Here is a 22,295-nt window from a genome sequence, read left to right as displayed (position 1 = left end):
TCCCAATTTCCTACTTCCTACTTCCCAACATCCAACTTCCACTCACTAACAGTGATATTCCCAGTACGTTGACTTTCTACTAGCTCATAATTCTTGCTGAGCCAGACTGAAATAGCATCGATGTCTTCCTGTTCTTCAGGATAAGCATGCAGGTAATAATCGTAAATGAATACTTTCAGTCGTTCTGGTTGCGGGAGGGAATCTTGAGAAAATTGGTAAAGAGAAAGAAGCTTTTCCTGTGCCAAAGAATCATCAGCTAAAAGTACTTTTTTACTAAAATCCAGAAAGCTGTGAGTATATATATTCTCCTTTGAATCAGTTGTTTGAAGTTCGCTAGTTAATGTATGAATTAGATTATCGTATTGTTTGAGATTCTTTTGGTACTGGATGGAATAGATAGCAGGAAATAGCAGGATTAGTCCAAAAAGCGCTGTGGAGATTTTCTGATTTTTAATATAAAGTGGTAGCAGAAATGCAGCATTAAAAGCAGCCATTTTCCAGTCTTGAATCAGCATCGCAACTACTATTCCTAAGCCTAGAAGCATGCCTAAGTAGTTTTTCCACTTCACATTAACTTTCCAGCTCCTCCATCCAGAAGCAATCAAAAATGCCAAAATTGGGATTAGAATAATGAGGTGACGGGGATTGAGGTAGATGGGATTGTAGAATGCCAATGTGGAACTCATGAACCAAAAACCTAGGATCAGGCAAGCGAGTGCTAAGCTGAATACTCTTGCTGCAGAATTTCTGCCTTTCCAACCTTCAATTATTCCTGGTAACGCAAAAACCATCCAAGGCCAATATGCTCGTTCAACGAAAGTTTGGACGGGAAGTATTGTTAATCGCTCGAAGATGGACCAGAATCCTTTGTCAGCATAGGTATAATCCGAAATATAATGTCCAGCATTGATGGAAGTGATTCGATGGAGGGGATGTCCGAATGCAATCCAGAAATAGCCTAGGTAGGCGATTGTCAGAAGGATTGCTGTACCGAGTAAACTGATATAAAAACTCCAATTCAATTTCTTTTCTTTTAAATCAAAGTAAAATAGTAGAAGAGGAAAAGGAGCTAGAAATACGATGGTTTCCTTGGTGACAAAACCTATAAATAGAGCCGAAATCATCAGTATTCCAGAAAATACGGGTTTGCTTTTTCTGTAGGGAGCTGCTACAGGAATCAAGGTAGTCCACAGAACCAAAAGACTGTCAGGATATACTTTTGTCAGGAAATGCAGGAGATAAACCTGGGTGCAAAGCCAGAGGACAAGAACCCAAGTCAGACTTGCTTTTGGAAGTACTTTGACCAATAGAAATAGAGTGATGACGTAACTCAGAAGGGAGATTAGCGAGATTTTATGCGGATCAAACCCAAAAATAAGCCCGATCAACCCAGCAGGCACATAGGCTCCCCAGCGGCTGGAGAAATGATAATCATTCACTTCCATGCTCCCTTCCCAGAATTTCTGGCCTGCGAGTAAGTAATAGACATCATCGCTGAATGTAATCCCATCAAAGCCGAAGAGCCAGTACGCGAAAAGAAAGAGAATGCCTGATGCAAAAGCTGAAAATTGCGATTTGGTTAAAAATGGATCATGTTTTAAGCTTTTCATTAAGCTAAAATTAGAAGGAATTTTATTCTTCTTGAGATTATTTGTGAGATAGATTTACTGACAATACGCGTCAAATACGTAAATACCTAAACTCATTTGTTTACTTTTAACTTTCCAAATTCACTACCCACCATGAGCCAAGCAGGAAAGATAGAGCAGCAAAAAATTCTTCGCGTTTTCAAATTGATCAATCTGCTTCAAAGCAATATTGGGAAGCCTGTGCATAGGCTTGCTGAACTGTTGGAGACCGATGAACGCACGATCTATCGCTATTTTAAGCTTTTGGAAGCGCTTGGTTTTGAAGTAGTGAAGGAGTTTAGTAAGTACAAAATCCAGCAAAAGCCGGGAATGGATCAGACGCTTAATTATGGGACTTTCTCCCAAGAAGAAAGCCAATGGCTGAGATCTATGATTGAAAGTCAAGGCAAGGGGAATTTGCTTCATGATTCCATTATTAAAAAACTAGATGTACGATCTGAGGTGAAGCAGGGAACCGAGCAACTGTTCAAAGCTAACCTCAGCAGGTTAGTAGATGAGATAGGTCTTGGAATTCAACAGAAAAAGCAAGTTTGGCTAAAGGATTATTATTCGCTCAGCTCTGATACTACCAGTGATCGCTTGGTGGAACCCGTAGCTTTTTCTTCAAACTATGAGACTATTCATGCATTTGAACCTGCCAGTAAAAGCATGAAAGTTTTTAAAATTGAGCGGATAGGAGAAGTCGTATTGAGTCAAGGGCCATGGAAATTTGAAGCCAAGCATCAGCTGCCGGGAACTCAACTTTTTGGATTTACTGGTAAGAATAAATTTCAAGTCAAATTGAAGCTGAGCAAAAAAGCCTATCAACTGATGATGGAGGAGCACCCAAATGCCCGTCCTTTTATGTCTATAAGGAATAGAAACCAGTATTACTTTGAAGGTGAAATCCCTCAATTACCAGGATTGGCTAGATTTATTTTGGGCTTGCCGGGCGAGATAAAGGTGGAAGAAGGAGAGGAGATGAAAGCTTATTTGAGCGAGCAACTTTCCAAAATGCTTTTGTAAACGAGAGGATTTTACTTCTTAGAGGTTATACTTAGGATAAAATTTTATATGATTTAGGTAAAACTAGGGCACTTCGTTTTAGGCCAGACTAGAACCATTGCAGATAATCAGAATATTTTTTTTAACTTATTGATTATCAATTTTTAAAACCAAAATTTTTATGAAGTATTCAAAGAATAATCAGATTTTTGGGCTGATTTTTATCGCCCTTTTTGTAGTCTCTTGTAGTACTGAAGAGCAGCCAGCGGTCTCCCAAGTGGAGTTTACAGAATCAAATACCGAAGTAATACCCTCTTCAGAAATCGACCAGATTATCCTCAAATCTTTACAGGAATCCGGTGATTTTATCTGGGGAAATCAATCCGATGAATTGATCTGGAGTGCATTGATTCAAAGTGATTCCATTCTAAGCATAGGCTATCAGGCCAGCGGAAAAGAGTTGGTCAATGCTAGAATTGGGTTGGAAGCTGTGGATAGTCCAGAGATGAAGGAAGCAGCTGGGAAAATCATCGGCATGATTTCAGAAATTTCCTCAAAACAATCAACCTCAAATTTGAGAGAAACTGATGAGTCCGAAATTCATGAGGATTTGCCTTATCTGGAAATTAAAGTTTCCAGTCTGGAAGCACTTCAAAATCTAAGGGAAATGTCTGAGGTAAGGTACTTCGAACCTCGAAGCTATGAGTTTGATTACAGCCTTTTAAACGATAACCAATACGCAAGAATAAGCAGTGATTCTGGTTGCGAGAATGAGCCTCAAGCTATCTCAGGATCTGACTTTTCGATTATAACTCCTGGAGCAAAAGCCTCCTGGAATTATGATCAAATGGGTATTTCGCAAGCTTGGTCACAAAGTACTGGTGCAGGAATCACAGTTGGAGTGATAGATACGGGTCTTTCTCCAGATCAACCTTCTTTGAACGCTTGGTTCAATAGCGGGCAATCCAGTGGCAGAACTGTTCAGAGCTTTGGTACTTATAAAACAGGTTATTGGTGGTGGAAAAAATACGATGGTCCGAATGATCAATGTGGTCATGGAACAGCAATGGCTGGAGTGGTGGCATCCCCAAGAAATACGGTTGGAAATGCGGTAGGTGTGGCTTACAATTCTAATTTGATCAGCGTTCGTGGGACAAGTGATGTGATTTTTAATTCCGGGAATGAAAAGGATGGCGTAGCTGAAGCTTTGGTATTACTTGGAAAAAGATCAGATGTGAAAATTATTAGCATGTCTATAGGAGATTTATTTTCCAACTCCAAAGTGGCAGATGCCATTCGTTATGCTCATAATCGAGGCAAATTGATTTTTGCTGCAGCAGGTACTTCTACTACGTTTACGAATTGGGTTGGAGTGATATTTCCAGCCACGATGTCTGAGACTGTGGCTGTTACTGGTGTGAAAGAAGGAAATGGCTATCAGCGATGTGATACCTGTCATTCTGGTTCCCAAGTCGAGTTTACGGTAGTTATGGAAAGGAGTGCTTCGAATACCAAGCCATTGACTACTGCCCTTTATAGCAATGATCCATCCACAGTGGGCGGCTCCTCAGTAGCAACAGCCACCGCCTCCGGGATAGCAGCATTGGTTTGGGCAAAAAATCCAAGTTGGAGTAGGGATCAGGTACTTTCTAAGATGCGTTCAACCACAGATCTTTATCCTGCCAAAAATGGAGAATATGGCTACGGGAATTTGAATGCAGCAGCGGCAGTGTTGATCAATTAATTTCTTTTTGAACAACAAACGGGCTTAGAGATTAATCTAAGCCCGTTTTTTTATTGTTTTTCGGACTGAATAGTACAATTTACCTTGAACGATTGTTAACAAGTATGTTCCCAAAAACTATCAGCACTACCATACCTACAATAGTCACTAATACCCAAATGCCACTTAAAGATGGTTTATTTAACCAAATTGAAACTAAGTATCCCGCGATAGAAATTAGTCCCATCACTCCAAATACGATAGCAGCAAACGTTGGGAGCGCATTTGATTCAGCATTTTCTCTTTCTCTATTGGATAAACTAGTGTAGCCAGCTAAGAGGCCAGGATAAATCTTGACTGCAACAGCGATAGCTATAAAAAGTAAGCCTATGTAAATGGTTTCCATGAGGATTAGATTTATTGGTTAACCTGAAGCAATTTATATAGGAATTTTAAAGCTAGTTAACAAGGGTTTAGTTAGTTGTAATTATTTTGCCACTCATTGAGTATTTTCTACAGTTACGGAGTAGGACTAATCAGCTTGCATTTGTTTGACTTCGTCAGTTTTGAGCCTTTAAATTGAGAAGAAATTAAGCGGTCTCTGCATTCATTATAGAAAAAGCGAACCACTTCTTCCCTAGATCTTTGATTGAAGCCCCAAAGTGGTACATATCTTTTCCGTCGAGAAGAAGAAAACGGTCATGGGATTTTTTGAGCTCATAGATGTTAATCGGTTCAAATTGTGAGTTGTGCTTCTTTAAATCCAGTAGCAACTGTTTACTAACAGTATTAGTATAGCAATCTACCTGTACATTTGGCTTTCTTTTACTGAGAAGTAATAATACCGTTTCATCCAAATAATTGTCTATCAATAGAATGTGAGAATTGGCACTTTTGATAAGTTTAGCGACAAAGGAATATGCATCGAAAACCTGTCCCTCATAGAAGATTCCCTGTTCAGGGAGTTTTGGATCATTTTCCAATGCTTTAAATATTTTCTCAAATTTCTGATCAGATTCGATCTGTTTAAGCTCAAGGAGATCTACTCGTTGTAGAATTCCTTCTCTATTTGTAATCACTTTTCGCATCTCTACGAATGCTTTCATCAGCTGTATGCTTACCTGAACTGCTATTGAACTTCTCAAAACAGCCGATAGTATAGCCACTCCTTGCTCCGTGAAGGCGTATGGAGGTGAAGTAGAATCCTTAAGATTGCTCAACCGGTCACAATTTGTGACCAGTTGCGATTTCTCAATTTCATCAAGCTGAAATCTGAATTCTTTAGGAAAACGTTCTATATTTCTTTTTACAGCTTGGTTGAGTGCTTTGGTTTCTACTTGGAATGCTTCAGCAATATCCCTGTCTATCATTACCTGAGTACCGCCTATAGTCAATACCCAGTTTTCAAAATTTGTGTTGATCAAATCGTTGCTTGTCATAAAAATTAAGTATAGTTTTTAAAAAGTCATTTGAAATCAAGCCTGCCTGAGGCAGACAGGCATGACGAAGAACGTCACACACTGGGATAATTATACCCTTGCGAGATTCCATGTGGCCATTGAAAAACAAATTATAAACACATGAAAGAATACCTGAGCTAAAATAATCATAAAAAAAATTATGATTATCCGTAATGATGCCAGTCACCATAGATTCTTTGTTTGGTTGGCTGGAAGAGCGAAGCGGCCTCAAAGCTAGAGTATACCATCTATTAAGTCGCTTTTATCTATTTACTGGTAACAAAGCGGATATACATAAAAACAATCAATACTATTTACTGATTGAGAGGTAGTTAAAATTATTATGAAACCACCTTACTTCTCGGGAAACTAGGAAATTATTCTCAAGTCTTAATCCAAAATTAGATTCATTTAAATGATATGCCACACCCAAAAAAAAGGGCTTAGAAGTTAATCTAAGCCCTTTTCTTATGTCTTAAGTCTAAAATCTAATGTCTCATTTCAAACTCTTCGTCATCTTCTCCACTTTCTTACTTAAGTCCAAAATGGCTTTAGCATATCGTGTATCCCATTCTTCAAGGCGCTCGGTTGAATTGGTTTCTACCTCGTATTTGATTCCTGGCAATATCCACGAAGCATATCCTGAGAATGGATCAGTGCTTACATAAAGAGACCTGTACCAGCTACCGAAATACATTCCTTTGGGATCTATCCAACTCTTTTCCAAACCAATTAAATCTTGGTTCAATGTGGAGATTTGCTTCTCTGATAGTTCACCTGATGCTAAAGCTGCATTCATAGCTGTCTGATATGCAGCTGAACTAGATTCAAGCTTTTCAATAGCAGCATCTACTTTGTCGAAGGAAGTGAAATTGGAATCCATTTCTTTCACGGATTTCACGGCATTATCGAAATGCAGTCTCAAATCCTGCGCATATCTGGGTACATCGTAAGGAATGATTGTAGCATTTGCCAAGCGTAAAGTTAATACTCCTATCACAGAAGCGACAGTTCCGCCCATTTTGAAAGTAGGATCTACAAACTTGCTGTAGTAGTGGAAATTGTCATAGTTGGAGTGATAGGCAGATGTTCCGCCTGTTCCACCACTCAAGCTAGGCACACCTGCATACATGTAAAATGCAATATGGTCTGATCCACCTCCAAGATTTCCGATTCTCGGTTCCTCATTTTTACCGGCCCACACTTCAAATACAGTTTTGGAAGAATCCGGATAAGCCACTTCTTTGGTAGCTTCGATGATCAGGTTTTTTAGGGTTGGAGCTGCAGATACGCCAAAGTTTCTACCAGAAACTCCCGCATCAAAATTCATATAAATCACTGCCTTAGCTCCCAGTTCCTCCTCAAATTGTTCGACCCATTCCGTAGAACCGATCACCCCTTGCTCTTCTGCATCCCAGTGCCCAATCAAAATAGATCGTTTTGGAGCTTCACCATTCTTAATTAACTCGCCCATAGCTTCTGCTAGGGTCAACAGCATCGCAGTGCCTGAATTCGGGTCAGTTGCACCAAAACTCCAAGCATCGTAGTGACTTCCTAGGATGATCCATTCATCAGGATATTCGCTTCCAATGAATTTCCCGACAATATTATTGGCGCGGATAAAATCTACTGGCTGCTCTACTTTCACCCGAACTTTCAAGTCGGAACCTCCTGTGATTTTATATTCAAACGGCAACCCTCCCTGCCATGCTTCAGGTACAGAAGATCCTTTCATTCTACTCAAAATCTCCTTAGCTGCTCCGTAGCCAATAGGGGAAACAGGTATCGTGTGAAATGCCACATCTTTTGGATCCAGACGATTTACTTTTTTGTCTCCATCTAGTGGAAGTGCAGGTTCGAACGGAGTTAATGGATCCCCTGTGTAATCCAAGGTCAACAAAGATCCACGCTGTATAGTAGTTTCATTATAAAATGGTCCATCGGGATAGACATCTCCTTTTCCAAACCCTGAGTCTTTTGGATCAGTGAAAATTATTAAAGCTGCTGCGCCGTATTGCTCAGCGAATTTTGCTTTGAATCCTCTGAAATTTCCTCCGTAACGCGCAATGACCACTTTTCCCTTTAGATCAACACCCATTTCGGCCAGTTTTTCGAAATCAGCTTTGACGCCATAATTGGCATAAACCACCTCTGCGGTCACATCTCCAGAACCAGAGTAGGCATTGAATCCTTTGTAAAGTCTCGGGTCGGTGGAAAAAGGGTCGCCTTCGATAGGACCTTCCTGTTGAGACAAGGTGATTTTTTCTGGGGTAATGATTTCCAAAAGTGATTCGCCTGGATGATTTGGCAAGTAGACATCGTAAGGGTAGGAGGTGACGTCCATTCCTGCATCAGACATCACCTTGGTCATATAGGATGCTACGGCTTCATTTTCCGGAGTTCCTGCGATATGCGGAGCTTTAGTCAATTCTTTCAAATGAACTTTGAACCGGTCGTAATCGACTGCTTTCAGATATTCCTGTTCTAGGCTAGCCTCCTTAGTTTTATCCTGCGGAAAAAAGCCTGTGACTTGCTGTGCATTGGCAGAAAAGGTTAAGCCAGCTGCGAGGGCAATTCCTAAAAATGGTTTGTTTATTGACATGGTTAGTTATTTGTTAAAAGCTCTGAAACTGATAAAACGTGTTCGGAAGGTACATTTATAATTCTTTTTGTCCTTAAATACCTGCCTAGTTCGTATTCATCATAATTTGGGCTTGTCGGGTCAAAGCTTGAGACTCTTACTAGGCCACGGGAATGTATAAACTCTCCATTTCCTATCCACATGCCCACATGAACTACACGTTCTTTTTTCTCTGGAGTGCCTTTTACTCCGAAAAACAATAAGTCCCCAACTTGAAGCTTATCCCAATCTTTATCCGCATCGACTAGCTCTCCTTCGTTGATTTGCTGAGAGGCATCACGGGGAATAATCTGTCCATTGAGGTAATAGATCGTTTTAGTAAATCCGCTGCAATCAACTCCCTTAATTGACGTGCCTCCCCAGAGATAGGGGGTTCCCATCATTTGCTTGGCCGTAGTTATCAATGCTTCTGCTGAAGTATTTCTAGAGGCTATCCAGTCTTCCCAAATCATAGTTTCCGCAAAAGGGATATAACCTAATCTACCATCCGGCAAACTTACTTCTGCATAACTGTGATTTTCTCCTTCAAAGGTCAAAATATCACCAGCTACGACATCTGAAATCATATTCTCTTGTCTAGGTGAATCCCATACATGACCATAAAGTGAAGTGTACACTATTTTCGGTTCCTTAAACCACTGTTCCAATTCTGCCTCTGACATCAAATGAATTCCTGCTTTATCGACCCAGGAAAGATACCCGTCTGGAGTTTGGACAAGAAACCAACCGTCATCTTCTTTGAGGACGTTGAGTGGGGTTCCCATCAATGCTTGAGTTGCAAGTTCGGCTGAGTGCTTTGGATTACTTCTGATATTTGCCACTGAGATAGTGACCAAAGCTTTGGTTTTTTCACCTAAAGCTGCCTCTGGCAAACGGGTGACAGCATCAATAAAATCGATCTGTTCTGATTTCAGTTCTTCGATTAAAGACAGTAAAGCTTCTGGCTGATCAGTTTCACCTTTGAGAGAATCATTTTCAAAGCTCAAGTCCCAAAGGGCTACCCGTTTATCCGGTGCGACTTCAGCTCTTTTCGATTCAATGAGTGAGTTTACTTCTTCATTACTATTCTTGTTTTCACAGGAAATAAGAACAGTTATCAGCGATACTACAATTGGGATATATATTCTTTGCATAACAGGGGCAAAATAAAAGAAAACCACAAGCAAAGCCCAATATCTGAACTCTCCTTGTGGTTTAATTTGATAAAATTCTACCGATTAATTCACTTTCAAACCAGGAGAACGATCTAGGAACTCTTGGTACAGTCTGATTTGACGGTTTGAAAGAGGCATTCTATAGCCTTCGATAAATACGTGCATGACATTCGTTTTGGTCTCAAATGGATCCCCATCTGCCACGATCAAGTTGGCTACTTTGCCAGCTTCTACAGAACCATACTGATCTGCTAAGCCAAAGATCTCAGCAGGATTAATCGTAACTGCTTTCCAAGCTTCATCTTTGCCCATGCCATAAGCTGCTGCAAATGCAGCGAAGAAAGGCAAGTTTCTTACGTTCTCTTGGTCATCTGTTCTGATGGCTACTTTTACGCCCGCTTTGGCCATTTTACCTGCGTTAGCATAGGGCGTATCGTAACGGTCAGATTCACGGGTAGGAAGTGCTTGGATTGGACCTGTGATCACAGGTATTTTGGCAGTTGCGATAGAATCAGCAACTCTCCAGCCTTCAGAAACACCTGTAAAAATGACTTTAGCACCTTTTCCTTCTACCCATTTGATAGCAGCCAGGATATCAGAAGCGGCATTTACTTCAATCAAAAGTGGAAGTTCACCGGTGGTTGCTTTAGCCAGCTGAGCCATTTCAGGGTAATAGTCTAATTTTGCACCATCTGCTATAAGCTTATTATAGCTCTTTGCATTATCCCAAAGGTCATTCGCATCTTTCAGTGCTTTCTCGTTTGCCTTCTTGATATCCTCATCAGACCTACGGTCAAATCTACCTCTACGGCCAGAGTTGGGGAAGTTCATTACGATTCCTTTGAATCCTGCATACATCTGGTCTGGAGTGTAGCCATTAAGATTGATCAAAGCAGCAGTGCCTGGAAACAAGCCTCCTGCTGGCACTGTAAGCACTGTAGTTACGCCAGATACTCTAGTCACTGGAATTGCAACAGAGTTTGGATTCACTGCAGTCAAAGCCTGCATATTAGGAGAGAAATTACCGATCTCAGCATAATCTACAGTCTCAGGGACTGAGCTCACTTCCACCAAACCAAGTTTGGTACCACCGTCGATCATACCTGGATAAATAAATTTTCCAGTGCAGTCAATTACTTCAGCTCCATCTGCAGAAATATTAGCTCCCACTTCTTTAATTTTTCCATCTTCTATCAGCACAGAAGTATTGTTCAAAACACCTTTGGTAATGGTAACTACCGTAGCATTTTGCAACAAGAACTTACCTGGTCTTGGTTTGATAAATTCCCCGTCGATCTGTGCCATCGCCATTACTGGCAATAGGGCTAAGAGGAAGGCGAAAAAGGTTTTAGTTAATCTTTTCATGTGTTATAACATTTTATATTGGCCACATGGAATTCGCTATTAGATAAAATTATAACTCCCTTATCTCTAGTTTGCTCATTTCATGTCTTCTTTGATTACGGGTGATTATTGATTTAAAAGGAAAAGTGATTCTGTAGTCTCGAAAAGACTCTCTGTATCCTGCATACATCTGCTGTCATGACCTTCATAAATCATAACTGGCTCCACCATTTCGGTAGCACTGATTTTCATACGCTGATCATCTGCATCTTCCTTGATGTCGAAATATTTCACACCATCCACAAAGGTCATTTGCGGTACCGCATAAGAGGAAAGAGGATGACCTTCAAAGATCACCAAATCCGCCTGCTTACCTTCTTCTATAGATCCTACTTTATCAGCAATCCCTAATTGTTTTGCTGGATTGATTGTAATCATAGATAGCGCCTGCTCATCAGTCATTCCACCATAGCGCTGTGTTTTCGCAGCTTCATGATATAAGTGACGGATCAATTCAGCATCATCAGAGTTGATTGAAGTGATTGCACCATTTTCAGTTAGAATAGCTGCATTGTAAGCGGTAGAGTAGTAAACCTCAAACTTATATGCCCACCAGTCAGCAAAGACAGATGCTCCCATGGTATATTCAGCAATTTCTGGTGCCACTTTGAATCCTTCATTGGTATGCTGGAAAACCAGCTTAGTGATTCCAAAATCTCTGGCCACGTTGATAAGCATATATATCTCATCAGCACGATAGGAGTGACAATGGATGATGATCTTGCCGTCAAGAATGTCAGAAAGGATTTCTAGTCTTTCATTATGAACTGGCGAAAGAGCAGTGTTTCCCTTCTGGGATGCCGCTGCATTATATTCAGCCCATTCTTTTTTGTATTGAATCGCTTCGTTAAAACCATTTCTAAGGATCGCTTCTACACCCATTCTAGTCCGCGGCTGGATGCCATTTCCTCTACCATGAACTCGGGTAGGATTTTCACCCAAAGCGAATTTGATGGTACGTGGTGCTTCCTGCATGATGATATCTGCTGGATCTGTAGATCCCCATCTATGTTTCAAAGTAGCATTTTGCCCACCAATGACATTGGCAGATCCGTGCATTGCATGGGAAATAGTGACACCGCCGGCAAGGGCACGATAAATTCCAACTTCAAATGGATTCACCATATCTTTCATTCTCACCTCAGCTACAATAGGGGAAGTAGCTTCGTTGACTACATCCAAACCTAAATGCGAGTGAGCATCTATGATACCTGGCATGAGGTATTTTCCAGTAGCATCAATGGTCGTCACTCCATTAGGAGCATTTAGATTTTGACCTACCTTTTTGATAATACCATCCTGAACTAGAACATCTGAATTTTCAAGTGTTCCCTCTGTAACCGTCAATACGGTTGCATTTTTTATCAATACACTGCCTTTTTTCACTTGAGCTGAAGCAAACTGAATACTCAGACCCAACAGTGCAGCAAGAAAATAATTTACTTTTTTCATCTGATTACTTGTTTGCGATTAGAGTTGGAGTGAGTGTGCCTTTGAATGGAAATGATCCAAACTCGCCGACTGTCATAGTGGCGTCATAGCTGCCTTCGCTTACTTCGCCGGATACATCTACTGTAATGTCCATGCCACTGGCAGTGACATCAAATGAAAAAGACAAGGAGCTTCCATTCAAATTTACATTTTTGATATCTGAAGTTGCCTTACCAGCTCCAGAAGGATCGTCATACGTGATGGTTCCAGAATAGTCTGAACCATCTTTTTTAATGACAAGAATACCGCCTGAAGATCCAGCAGGGCTTTCAGAAGTATATTCCCAAGTACCCTCGATTTTCATTGCTCCATTGCCATCTTTTGCAGCTTTCTTTTTTGCTTTTGTTTCATAGTCGTAGATAATGCCATCTACTACTATGTGCTTTATTTGAGCATCTTCAGTGAAAAGAGAATCGGTACTCAAAATCAAATTTGCCATTTTCCCTTTTTCAATTGAGCCAGCCACCTTTGTCAACCCTAGGATTGAAGCAGGGTTTGTAGTCAAAGCGGCTAGTGCAGCTTTTTCAGAAAGGCCGCTAGCGATCATCTTTTGAAGTGCTTTCATGATGTCACCAGATTTTACACCTACGATAGAGAATGCGAATGGAATTCCAGCTTCTTCCAACTTCCCTGCTTGAGCAATGGCGTCATCATATGCTTTTTTCACTCGGGCATTCAACTCCTTTACTTCGGCTGTCGCATCGTCTTTCTGAGCTTTGATAGCTTTGTCATCAGGAATTTCCAGTTTTACTAATACTGCTGCTCCAGAAGCTTTTATTACATCAAGCACGCCTTCGTATTCTTCCAAACCAGTTAAAACTAACTTGAAACCTTTTTCTTTTTGAAGGCTGATTGCTCTTCTGATTTCCAAATCTGAAGAAGTAGTAAACATAACCGGAATTTGGCCTGTGGTTACTTCTTGCATTGCACTGTAAGTAGGCGTGATCTCAGGGCGCTTCAAACCAGCCACCGTACTATACTTCTGAGATCTTTCTGAAGTGAGCATGGTGTTATCATACACTTCTCGGAATTTAGCCATGACGCCAACTGCAGTACCAGGATACATTCCTCTGGAACCTCTAAAATTGGCAGCCAGCGCTGTATTTTCCTTCAGGATATTAGTTGAGTTTTCAGATCCTAATAATACAATTGCAGTTTTTCCGGCTATCATTCCGCCTTCAGGAGAAATCTGAACAATAGTAAATCCGACTTTTCTCAGGTCATCAACTTTACTATCCTTGATAGAAAATTGATCAACTGCAGATCTCCAAGGCGTAATACCTGCGATTTCGTCAGATGGATTGGAAGACACAAAGTCATCTGGCCTTTCAGGATCTTTTGGTCGGGTAATACCTACATCACTTGCACCAGCTATAAATCCTGGATAAATGAAAAGTGAATCTCCAGCAATCGTTTTGGCTTCTTTAGGTAGAGCGAGATTATTGCCGACACCTTGGATCAGTCCGTTTTTTATAAGAACTGTGGTTTTTACACCAGCTTGTCCAGGAGATGTGAAGACGGTTGCATTTGTTATTGCATAAGTATCAGTGATTGGTTTCTTTCCCGAGGGATCACTTTGGGCAAGTGCCAAAGTAGAAGAAAGCAATCCAGAAACCATGAAGCAAAAAACACCTGCATACAGTAGTGGTTTTTTCATATGATTGATTTGATTTTTAAGAAAATGAGGGTGATTGACACATTCAATAATAAGCTATTTATCAAAGGTTGAATAAGGTCAAATCCCTACAGGTTGATGGTTGTTTTTCTGAAAGCAAGCTAATAAAAGGGATTTCAGAATCCTTTTGGAATTATTTTTGACTCCCTATTATTTGATCAATGGCAAGAAATTGGATTTGAAATGCTATTTTAAATCCTCAAGAAACATCCTTACTTAAGAAGATTTATTTGACTGGTTAATTCGCTATTGTTTTACACTTAAGATCTTATATTTGACCCTAGCATCACCCGAAAAAAAATGAAAAAAATCCTGATAATTGAGGATGATTTACTTATTTCTAGCTTAGTTCAGTTTCGCTTAAAAAAGGATGGTTACGATACGGTATTGGTAAAAGATGGCAATGCTGGTATTGCTGCAATAGATAGTGAAATCCTCGACCTAATTATTACTGACGTAATGATACCTTTCAAAAATGGAATTGAGATCATCCATCATGCAATTAAAACTAAACCGCAAACCCCTATAATAGTGTTAAGCTCTCTTGGCGAAGAGGAAAAAGTTGTTCTGGAAGCATTCAATTTGGGTGTAGCAGATTTCATTCCTAAGCCATTTAACCCGAATGAGCTTGCTATTCGTGTTAAACGGATTCTCAGATTATAATTCATGAAAGGTAAAAGAGCCATAGTACTTGCGTTCTTACTTTTTTTAATGGCCCAAACCAACAAGGTGCTAGGCCAGGAAGAGCAAATACTGCCCGATTCTGCTTCATTTGTCCAATTTTTAATCAATCAGGGTGAAATTCCTGGTTTGGAGTTTCGGTTGATAGATGCAACTGATGGTACTCCTGTGGACAGCTTAACAGCAACAGATACCAAAATTGGTCTGATCTCTGAATACACTTCAGCCTTGGCCAGAAAGGATAGTCTTTTGCAGTCTGATTCAGTTTCTGCTGCTATTCAATTTTTGATTTACAAAGAGCAAAACACTTTCCCTGCAGCCTTAGAATTTGTATCAAACCTGCTACGTAACGGTGATATTATAGCAAAAACACCAACTAATGTGAACGGGAAAGACGTGATTTCCTTAGCAAATAAAGAGCGTTATTCCCCTACGTTATCAGGTACATCAGCCTATTTTGGTGATTTTAAAATATTTGCGATTTCTGTCATAATTTCCCTCTTTTTCGTTTTTGCATTTTTGATGATCCTCTTTATGCTGATTTTCAAAGCCAGGAGAAATAGGAAGGAAGTATTGTTGACCGTTTACGATGAGCAGGTGGTGGGTCCGCTTTCTGAAATACTTTTTGAAAAAAGCCTTGAAGAGTTAGAGTCACTCAGCGATGAAGAACTTTACCAAAGTTTCCCAGCAAAACAGCTGAAAAAACCGCTTTACAACCAGGTTCTTGTGGAGCGTATTTTGGCTCTAAATAAGAAGATGAAAGGGGACTTTAAATTGAAACTGAAGGCTCTTTATAAAAGGCTTCAGTTAGATAAGGCCACTATGGATAAACTGAAAAGCTCTAAATGGGACAAGGTGGTGACTGGTTTGGTGGAAGTGAATGAGATGGATTTGGGTGAGGCAATAAAAGAGGTTCAGAAGCATGTCAATTCTCCAAATTTCCACATTCGTTCCCAGGCTGTAGCGACTGTATTAACCCTATCAGAAGATATCAATCTTTCTTTCCTCAGGGATCAGGCTTTTCCCCTTTCCCGTTGGCAGCAAATGAATTATTTACGGATCATAAAGTATTTGTCTAGCAATAGAGAGTTAAATATTGAGAACTTATTTGACTCTAAAAATCAAAGTATCAGGTTATTTGGATATAAGCTAGTTCGAGTAATTGGCCGGGTAGATTTACTTGCTAAGTTGGAGGAAAAGTTTGATGGTGTTACCGAAGTAGAAAAGATTGAGATCATCAAAACATTCGAATATTTGGGTGTGCCAAGTCATACTGAGTTGGTCAACTCAAGCCTGAGGTCAGAAAACACACAATTAGTCATCATGGCTGCAAAGGCTGCAGGGACTATAGGTGATGAGCAGTCTGCTAAGATTATTTTGGAATTATTAGCTGGCAATCCTAGCTTCAGACTAAAAATGACCTTGCTGAAAAGCCTGCAAAGTTTAGATTCGGCCCTCTACACCGATTTCGTAAATCGAGATTCTGCCCTAGATACCCAAACCATCAATAGTCACCTTTCAGACCCTCTTTTGATAGATGTATAGTTTTTTATTTTATCTGATAATGGAAGTGCTAGGAGTTATGTTTTTACTCCTTAGCTTCTCTGTAATCACTACCTACATACTGATTATGGTTCTCAGCGCACTTGAAATGAGGGATCATCGAAGAAAAAATCAATTTGCTGATTATCAGGATATTATTACTTCGCCGATTGCCCCTAGTGTATCGATTTTGGCACCAGCATATAATGAAGCGGAGAATATAGTTCAAAACGTAAAAAGTTTGCTTTCTCTTCATTATGGTAAGTTTGAGGTGATTATCATCAACGATGGATCTAAAGATGATACCCTGTCAAAGCTCATCAGTGCATTCGAATTGGAAATCACTGATTTTGCGTATAACGAAGAAATTGATGCAGCACCAGTTAGAGGGATTTATAAATCCAAAAATCGTTCATATAACAGACTAGTGGTCATAGACAAAGAAAATGGTGGAAAAGCAGATGCGCTGAATGCCGGTATTAATGTCTCATCCAAGGAAATACTGGCATGTATCGATGTGGATTGTATCCTTTCCCATGAGTCATTGACGCGAATGGTCAGGCCATTTATGGAAGAGACAAATAGGAAAGTCATCGCCGTGGGTGGAGCTATTGGGATAGCTAATAACTGTGATGTCCAAGATGGCACCGTAACTACATATAGAGTTCCAACCTCGCTTTTGGGAAGGTTTCAGGTAATAGAATATTGTCGAGCATTTTTGATGGGGAGAATGGCCTGGGCCCGAGTGAATGGCTTGATGCTTATCTCTGGAGCTTTTGGATTTTTTAATAGAGAATTGGTCGTGGAAGTAGGCGGGTATTTCCCAAAGACCGTAGGTGAAGACATGGAATTGGTGGTACGCATGCGTCGCTATATGGAGGAGAGAAATATCCCATATAAAGTCGGTTTTGTACCCGACCCGCTTTGCTGGACGGAAGTTCCAGAAGATGGGGCAGTACTTTCCCGACAGCGAAATCGCTGGATGCGGGGTACGATCGAAACCTTACAACTTCACCGGGTAATCCGATTGAATCCAAGTTATAAGATTATGGGAATGATGTCGTATCCCTATTGGAGTGTGTTTGAAAAAATGGCTCCAGTACTGGAATTACTTGGATTACTCTACACCTTGGTTCTTATTATAATCGGTGATTTCTCTGCTTTTTACTTCATCGCATTATTTATAGTGTTGTATTTGCTGTCCATATTGGTATCCTCCTTCAGCATCTTGTATGAGCAGCTTTCATATAATAATTACAAGGATAAAAAGGATCTCAATAAGCTGATTATGACCGTTTTTCTAGAGCCGATGTTTATTCACCCGAAGATCGTTTATTGGGGATTAGGCGGACATTGGGATTTTATAAAAGGAAAAGGTGGCTGGGGTCAAATGATCCGTACTGGCTTTAAAAAGTCCGAAGACAAAAAGAATATAGAGCCAACTACCTTAAATTCTTAACCGTATGCAAAAAGCCCTTATTCTTTTGTTTTCTTTCCTGGTATTCTCAATAAGTCTCAAGGCTCAGGATTCATTTGACCCAGACGTATTGCTTGTGGATGCCAGAGCCTTGATTTTGGATGGAAAATATGCAGAAGGTAGAAAGATTGCATTTAGAGCGCTGTCCAAATATCCTGAGTATGCGGATATTCTAATTTTAGTAGGTAGAAGCTTTGCCTGGGAAGGTAAAAACGATTCAGCATCTATTTATTTGGAGCGTGCGATACTAGCTTCCCCAGCCTATGAAGATGGATATGTAGCATATTTAGATAATTTATCCTGGGCAGAGCAATATGATCGGGCAGACGCAGTTCTGGCTAAAGCCAGAGAAAACTTAGGTACACCGCTACCAAATGCAATCCGGTACAGAGAATCCAGATTGCTATACTATCGAGAAGATTATAACGCTGCCTATCAGATAGCAGAAGAGCTTTTTAAGAAGAAATATAAGAATGATAACTTGCTAGAGTACATGCAAAACTTGCAGCGTCTGAGAAGAAATAATGCGGTAGGGGCCACCTACGATTATGACTCTTTTGAAGGTGAGCTTACTCCATGGAATACCTTTTCTTTTTATGCAAGGACCAGGACTAAGTTGACGGGAACGCTAATAGGGAGAGTGACACAATCATCACGATTTGATGGCAACGGGACGCTTTTTGAATTAGATGCTTATCCTTCTTTGGGTAAAAAAGCTTATGCATATCTTAATGTAGGCGGTTCAAACGCAAGTTTTTTTCCTGATTTTCGATTAGGAGCTTCAGTTTATTTCAATCTTCCGAAAGCATGGGAGGTAGATGGTGGATTTCGATACTTACAATTTGCAGAGCCTACTTACATCTATACCGCTTCCCTCGGAAAATATACTGGCAATTGGTGGTTCAATCTCCGTGCGAATTTAATTCCTGGTACTGGAAATAGCTTGGGAACTTCTGCGAACTTGCAGGCTCGGTATTATTTCAAAACTGGTGAGGATTTTTTCTCTCTGCAGTTGAGTTCTGGGGTTTCTCCGGATGAGGAAACCCGTGATCCAACCCAACTTTTGAATTCATATAGAGCAAGAGCCGGATACCAGCAGTTGTTGACAGATCGCTTTATGGTATATGCATTCACGGGGTATAGCCGCGATGAATTGGGACCAGATCGATTTAGAAACAATTTGAATTTTTCATTGGGAGTTGAATATAGGTTTTAATGAAAAAGCTATTTACTCAAGAATCCATAATCTCACTAAGAAGGATATTTCCTATCCTGTTTGTTTTGATTGTAGTACCCTTATTTAGCTATTTATTTTGGCTTATTTATCCCTCTAAAGACTTGGAGGTTTTGGTTATTGATAAAACAGTGCCCAACGACCGTTATCAAGAGCATCAATCAATTTTCTGGGCTTTAGAGCATTTGAAATTCAGGAATTCGGCAGGAGAATTTTACGATAAGGAACGAGATTATATTGGGTTTTACCCTGATACCTCCTCTTCATTTGGGACTTTTAAAGACTTTACGCAACTGTCTGAAAAAGAAATAGTAAAGAAAGCCAATGAACTTGATGTTCTCTTTTATACGGATACGTATGGCGTATTTGAAAACGATTTTATTAAAATGGACCCTGATGAGTTATCTAAGAAGATTTACGGCGGACTGAATCGAGGAGACATTAACTTACTGCGTGAGGCAGCTTCTCAAAAGAAAACTATTATTGCAGAATTCAACACGATGGCTTCACCTACACCACTGGGTATAAGAACTGAGTTTGAGAATTTGATGGGAATCAAATGGACAGGTTGGATAGGGAGGTATTTTGATCAGATGGATACTACGATCAATAAGAATATCCCCAAATGGTTTATCAGTCAATACCTGGAGCAACATGAAGGAAACTGGGTTTCTCCAGGTCCAGGGATTGTTTTTGTCCATGAAAATGGAACTGTGGAAGTATTTACCAATGGGGTAGATTATTTTGGTGAAACGCCAAAGATCCGCACACAAAAAATCAACAAACACGGATTCAAGCTACCGGAAGTTGTACCGTATCCTGATTGGTTTGATGTGGTATTGATCGAGCGTGATTATCAGGTGATTTCTTATTACGATATAGATCCTTCTGATTTAGGTAACGAAAAGTTGCGGGAAATGGGGCTTCCAAGGTTTTTCCCTGCCGCAGTAGTCCGTGATGAGGGAAAAGGACAGTATTATTATTTTTCCGGTGACTTTTCGGATTTGGGAACTCAAATGGGCTCTGCTCACTTCCAAGGCTTACCAAGTCTCTGGCGAGGCTTTCATATTTTGTCAAATTTTAATGATCGACAGAGCTTTTATTGGAATTATTATTATCCTCTATTGTCTCAGGTTTTAGAAAAAACCTATAGAAAACAAGATCGAAACTAGTTAATTATCAGTAGGTAAAAGCTTTCTGGTTTGGACTATATAGTTGTTTTTGTTTTTGAAGTCTTCAAATTGTCCAGTTAATTTATTTTTGATGTTTTGATCTTCAATGGGATCGATGTTCAGGCCATCAGAAATTACAAACAGCTGATTATCCGACAGAAAATATTCACCATCCACATACTCCATCAGCTGATTTTTGTTTCGCATCAAAGGCATTGCTATTTGAGATTGGAATACTCTGGAAGTATCCATAACCTGTCCCAACCAAATGTCTTCCTGAGGAAGTTCTATGCCAACTTGTGCCTGTAAAAACGCTAATAAAGAAGGGGTGATTTCAAAGTGACTTATCATTCCTTTAAAATAGGTGGGCTTGTTGATCAGCGGAGAATAGATAATCAGGGGCACGTGAAAGCGATCCAGTCTAGATGCCATCGGGATGTCTGGTAAGCGGTGATCCCCGGTGAATACAAATATGGTATTGGCAAATTCGGGCTTCTCGCTGTAGGTGGTAATAAAATCTTTTACGGCGTCATCTGCATAAAGAATGGTCATGTAGATATTCTGATAATCTCGGTATTCTGCCTTCTTAGCTTCTGTCAGGTTCAGGTAGTTTTCCAGATGATCTTCAAATTTCCGAGAATACAACTCCCTCTCAGGGACTAAATATGGATCGTGGGAGGTGATAGTCTGGAATATTCCTAATTGTGGTTTTTCACTTGATCTAGGGAAGTAGTTAAGCCCATTGTTGAAAATTTCCTTGTCACCATAACCCCATGTGAAACCATTTGCAGGAGGCATTTTACTGTATTTTGGATCAAAATCATCTATATCTATGATTTGAGTGACATCAGAAAATTCCAAGAATTCCTTTTGGTGATCAAAGTTCACATCACTACCAATGGTGAAAGTTGATTCGTAGCCATTATCATTTAGAATACTAATCAAGCTCCTGTGATTCGGGAAGTCTTCAAATAACTCCTGAAAACCTCTTTCCCCATAAGGAAGTCCGGCAAAAACACCCGGTAAAATACCAAAAGTCCTTCCAGTTGATGAAATTGCATTAGTCCAAACCAGACTGTGAGCCTCCAGTGAATCTAGAAAGGGCGTAAAACTCCCCAAATAAGCATCTTTGCCTGAGTAGGCTTTACCCAAACTTTCTATCAGGACAAACACGATGTCTGGGGCAGTGAACAGACTGTCAAAATAAGGGCTTAATACATCTGGGTAGTCTGCCTGATGAAGAAATGGGTAAACCGGATCTGTATATTCCTTTCTAATGAATAAACCTTCATTGGAAGATCTCAGGTAGAAATCGAAATAATATTCATTGGTATAGGCGAAGTAGTCAAATGCTTGCTCCGACAGATATTTTGATTTGTTGAGCTGAATATTGGCTTTAGTTTCGTCAAATTTTTCAGGGTCGTTAATGGGAATGAAATAAAATAAAATGACAAACCAGTAGGTGCTAATTGTAAATGAGATTGATGTCTTTAAGCTGAAATTCAGGTATTTATTGGAGAAATGAAAAATGTAGAAAAGGATAAAAATGACTAGAATTCCACTTCCTATACTCATGACGTTGAGTTGACCTGAAGATTGTACAGTTAGAATAATATCATTTACATTATAGGCAAAAAGATCCTTTCCGAGCGGGACAAAAGTTTTGTTGAAATAGAAAAGTAAGGAAGCTTGAACGAGTAATGCAATTACTAGCCAGAATCTGGTAAACCATTTAGCAAACTTAACTGAAAATAAACTATTAGTTATGTGGAAAATAAAAAGCAAGCCCAGAAAATATAGAATCCAAGTGATATCCTCATAAAAACTATAACCTATGACAGCACGAAAACTGATTCGGATGGGATGAGTCTGGAAAATTAAAAGTAATTCTGCGACTCTCAACAAGAGCATTAAAGTTGAGAAAATCAGGGACATACTCCAGAAATTACTGAGAGTTGTTTGAATTTTTACAGGAAGGTTAGATCGAATTTCAGCCTTTTGGGCCATA

General features: G+C 39.9%; 16 protein-coding genes. 7 read left to right on the top strand and 9 right to left on the bottom strand.

What is annotated here, in order from left to right:
- Positions 1–17: 17 nt before the first annotated feature.
- Positions 18–1,610 (bottom strand): hypothetical protein, encoded by a 1,593-nt coding sequence (locus tag LV83_RS03540; protein ID WP_111610163.1) that lies wholly within the window; start codon positions 1,608–1,610, stop codon positions 18–20.
- Positions 1,611–1,742: 132 nt separating this feature from the next.
- On the opposite strand from LV83_RS03540, the gene LV83_RS03535 reads away from it, so the two are divergent.
- Positions 1,743–2,654, top strand: coding sequence for a helix-turn-helix transcriptional regulator (locus tag LV83_RS03535; protein WP_111610162.1), 912 nt, complete (start codon positions 1,743–1,745; stop codon positions 2,652–2,654).
- A gap of 160 nt (positions 2,655–2,814) precedes the next feature.
- Entirely contained in the window at positions 2,815–4,377 is a 1,563-nt protein-coding gene (locus LV83_RS03530) for a S8 family peptidase (protein ID WP_111610161.1), read from the top strand.
- A gap of 79 nt (positions 4,378–4,456) precedes the next feature.
- On the opposite strand, the gene LV83_RS03525 is transcribed toward LV83_RS03530, so the two are convergent.
- The 7 genes from LV83_RS03525 to LV83_RS03495 all read right to left on the bottom strand — a co-directional run bounded on the left by LV83_RS03525 (position 4,457) and on the right by LV83_RS03495 (position 14,163).
- The gene (locus LV83_RS03525) at positions 4,457–4,762 is read right to left on the bottom strand and encodes a DUF3784 domain-containing protein (protein WP_111610160.1); all 306 of its coding nucleotides are present in this window, start codon (positions 4,760–4,762) and stop codon (positions 4,457–4,459) included.
- Between the two features lie 184 nt (positions 4,763–4,946).
- Positions 4,947–5,795 carry an ORF6N domain-containing protein gene (locus LV83_RS03520; protein ID WP_111610159.1) on the bottom strand — a complete coding sequence of 283 codons (849 nt, stop codon included), beginning with the start codon at positions 5,793–5,795 and terminating at the stop codon, positions 4,947–4,949.
- Positions 5,796–6,312: 517 nt separating this feature from the next.
- Positions 6,313–8,418 (bottom strand): M28 family peptidase, encoded by a 2,106-nt coding sequence (locus LV83_RS03515; RefSeq protein WP_111610158.1) that lies wholly within the window; start codon positions 8,416–8,418, stop codon positions 6,313–6,315.
- 2 nt (positions 8,419–8,420) lie between these two features.
- Entirely contained in the window at positions 8,421–9,590 is a 1,170-nt protein-coding gene (locus LV83_RS03510) for a C40 family peptidase (protein WP_111610157.1), read from the bottom strand.
- 84 nt (positions 9,591–9,674) lie between these two features.
- The gene (locus LV83_RS03505) at positions 9,675–10,976 is read right to left on the bottom strand and encodes an amidohydrolase family protein (RefSeq protein ID WP_111610156.1); all 1,302 of its coding nucleotides are present in this window, start codon (positions 10,974–10,976) and stop codon (positions 9,675–9,677) included.
- A 105-nt stretch (positions 10,977–11,081) separates the two neighbouring features.
- On the bottom strand, positions 11,082–12,467 hold the full coding sequence (locus tag LV83_RS03500; protein WP_111610155.1) for an amidohydrolase family protein: 1,386 nt from the start codon (positions 12,465–12,467) through the stop codon (positions 11,082–11,084).
- Positions 12,468–12,471: 4 nt separating this feature from the next.
- The gene (locus LV83_RS03495) at positions 12,472–14,163 is read right to left on the bottom strand and encodes an amidohydrolase family protein (protein ID WP_245946987.1); all 1,692 of its coding nucleotides are present in this window, start codon (positions 14,161–14,163) and stop codon (positions 12,472–12,474) included.
- A gap of 318 nt (positions 14,164–14,481) precedes the next feature.
- On the opposite strand from LV83_RS03495, the gene LV83_RS03490 reads away from it, so the two are divergent.
- From LV83_RS03490 to LV83_RS03470, 5 genes are read left to right on the top strand one after another with little or no spacing between them, the layout of a single operon-like run.
- The gene (locus LV83_RS03490; protein WP_111610154.1) at positions 14,482–14,844 is read left to right on the top strand and encodes a response regulator transcription factor; all 363 of its coding nucleotides are present in this window, start codon (positions 14,482–14,484) and stop codon (positions 14,842–14,844) included.
- A 48-nt stretch (positions 14,845–14,892) separates the two neighbouring features.
- The gene (locus LV83_RS03485; protein WP_146613681.1) at positions 14,893–16,407 is read left to right on the top strand and encodes a HEAT repeat domain-containing protein; all 1,515 of its coding nucleotides are present in this window, start codon (positions 14,893–14,895) and stop codon (positions 16,405–16,407) included.
- A gap of 19 nt (positions 16,408–16,426) precedes the next feature.
- A complete protein-coding gene (locus LV83_RS03480; RefSeq protein ID WP_245946986.1) occupies positions 16,427–17,863 on the top strand; it encodes a glycosyltransferase family 2 protein in 1,437 nt (478 codons plus the stop codon).
- A gap of 4 nt (positions 17,864–17,867) precedes the next feature.
- On the top strand, positions 17,868–19,097 hold the full coding sequence (locus LV83_RS03475; RefSeq protein WP_111610151.1) for a YaiO family outer membrane beta-barrel protein: 1,230 nt from the start codon (positions 17,868–17,870) through the stop codon (positions 19,095–19,097).
- A complete protein-coding gene (locus tag LV83_RS03470) occupies positions 19,097–20,287 on the top strand; it encodes a hypothetical protein (protein ID WP_111610150.1) in 1,191 nt (396 codons plus the stop codon). Before LV83_RS03475 ends, LV83_RS03470 begins: the two co-directional genes overlap by 1 nt.
- On the opposite strand, the gene LV83_RS03465 is transcribed toward LV83_RS03470, so the two are convergent.
- Positions 20,288–22,294 (bottom strand): LTA synthase family protein, encoded by a 2,007-nt coding sequence (locus LV83_RS03465; RefSeq protein ID WP_111610149.1) that lies wholly within the window; start codon positions 22,292–22,294, stop codon positions 20,288–20,290.
- Between the last annotated feature and the right edge of the window lies 1 nt (position 22,295).

The sequence above is a fragment of the Algoriphagus yeomjeoni genome, assembly GCF_003259505.1.
In the GTDB taxonomy this organism is placed as follows: Bacteria; Bacteroidota; Bacteroidia; order Cytophagales; family Cyclobacteriaceae; genus Algoriphagus; species Algoriphagus yeomjeoni.
Note: the sequence above shows the minus strand (reverse complement) of the source record. Positions and strands in the feature narration are given on the sequence as shown.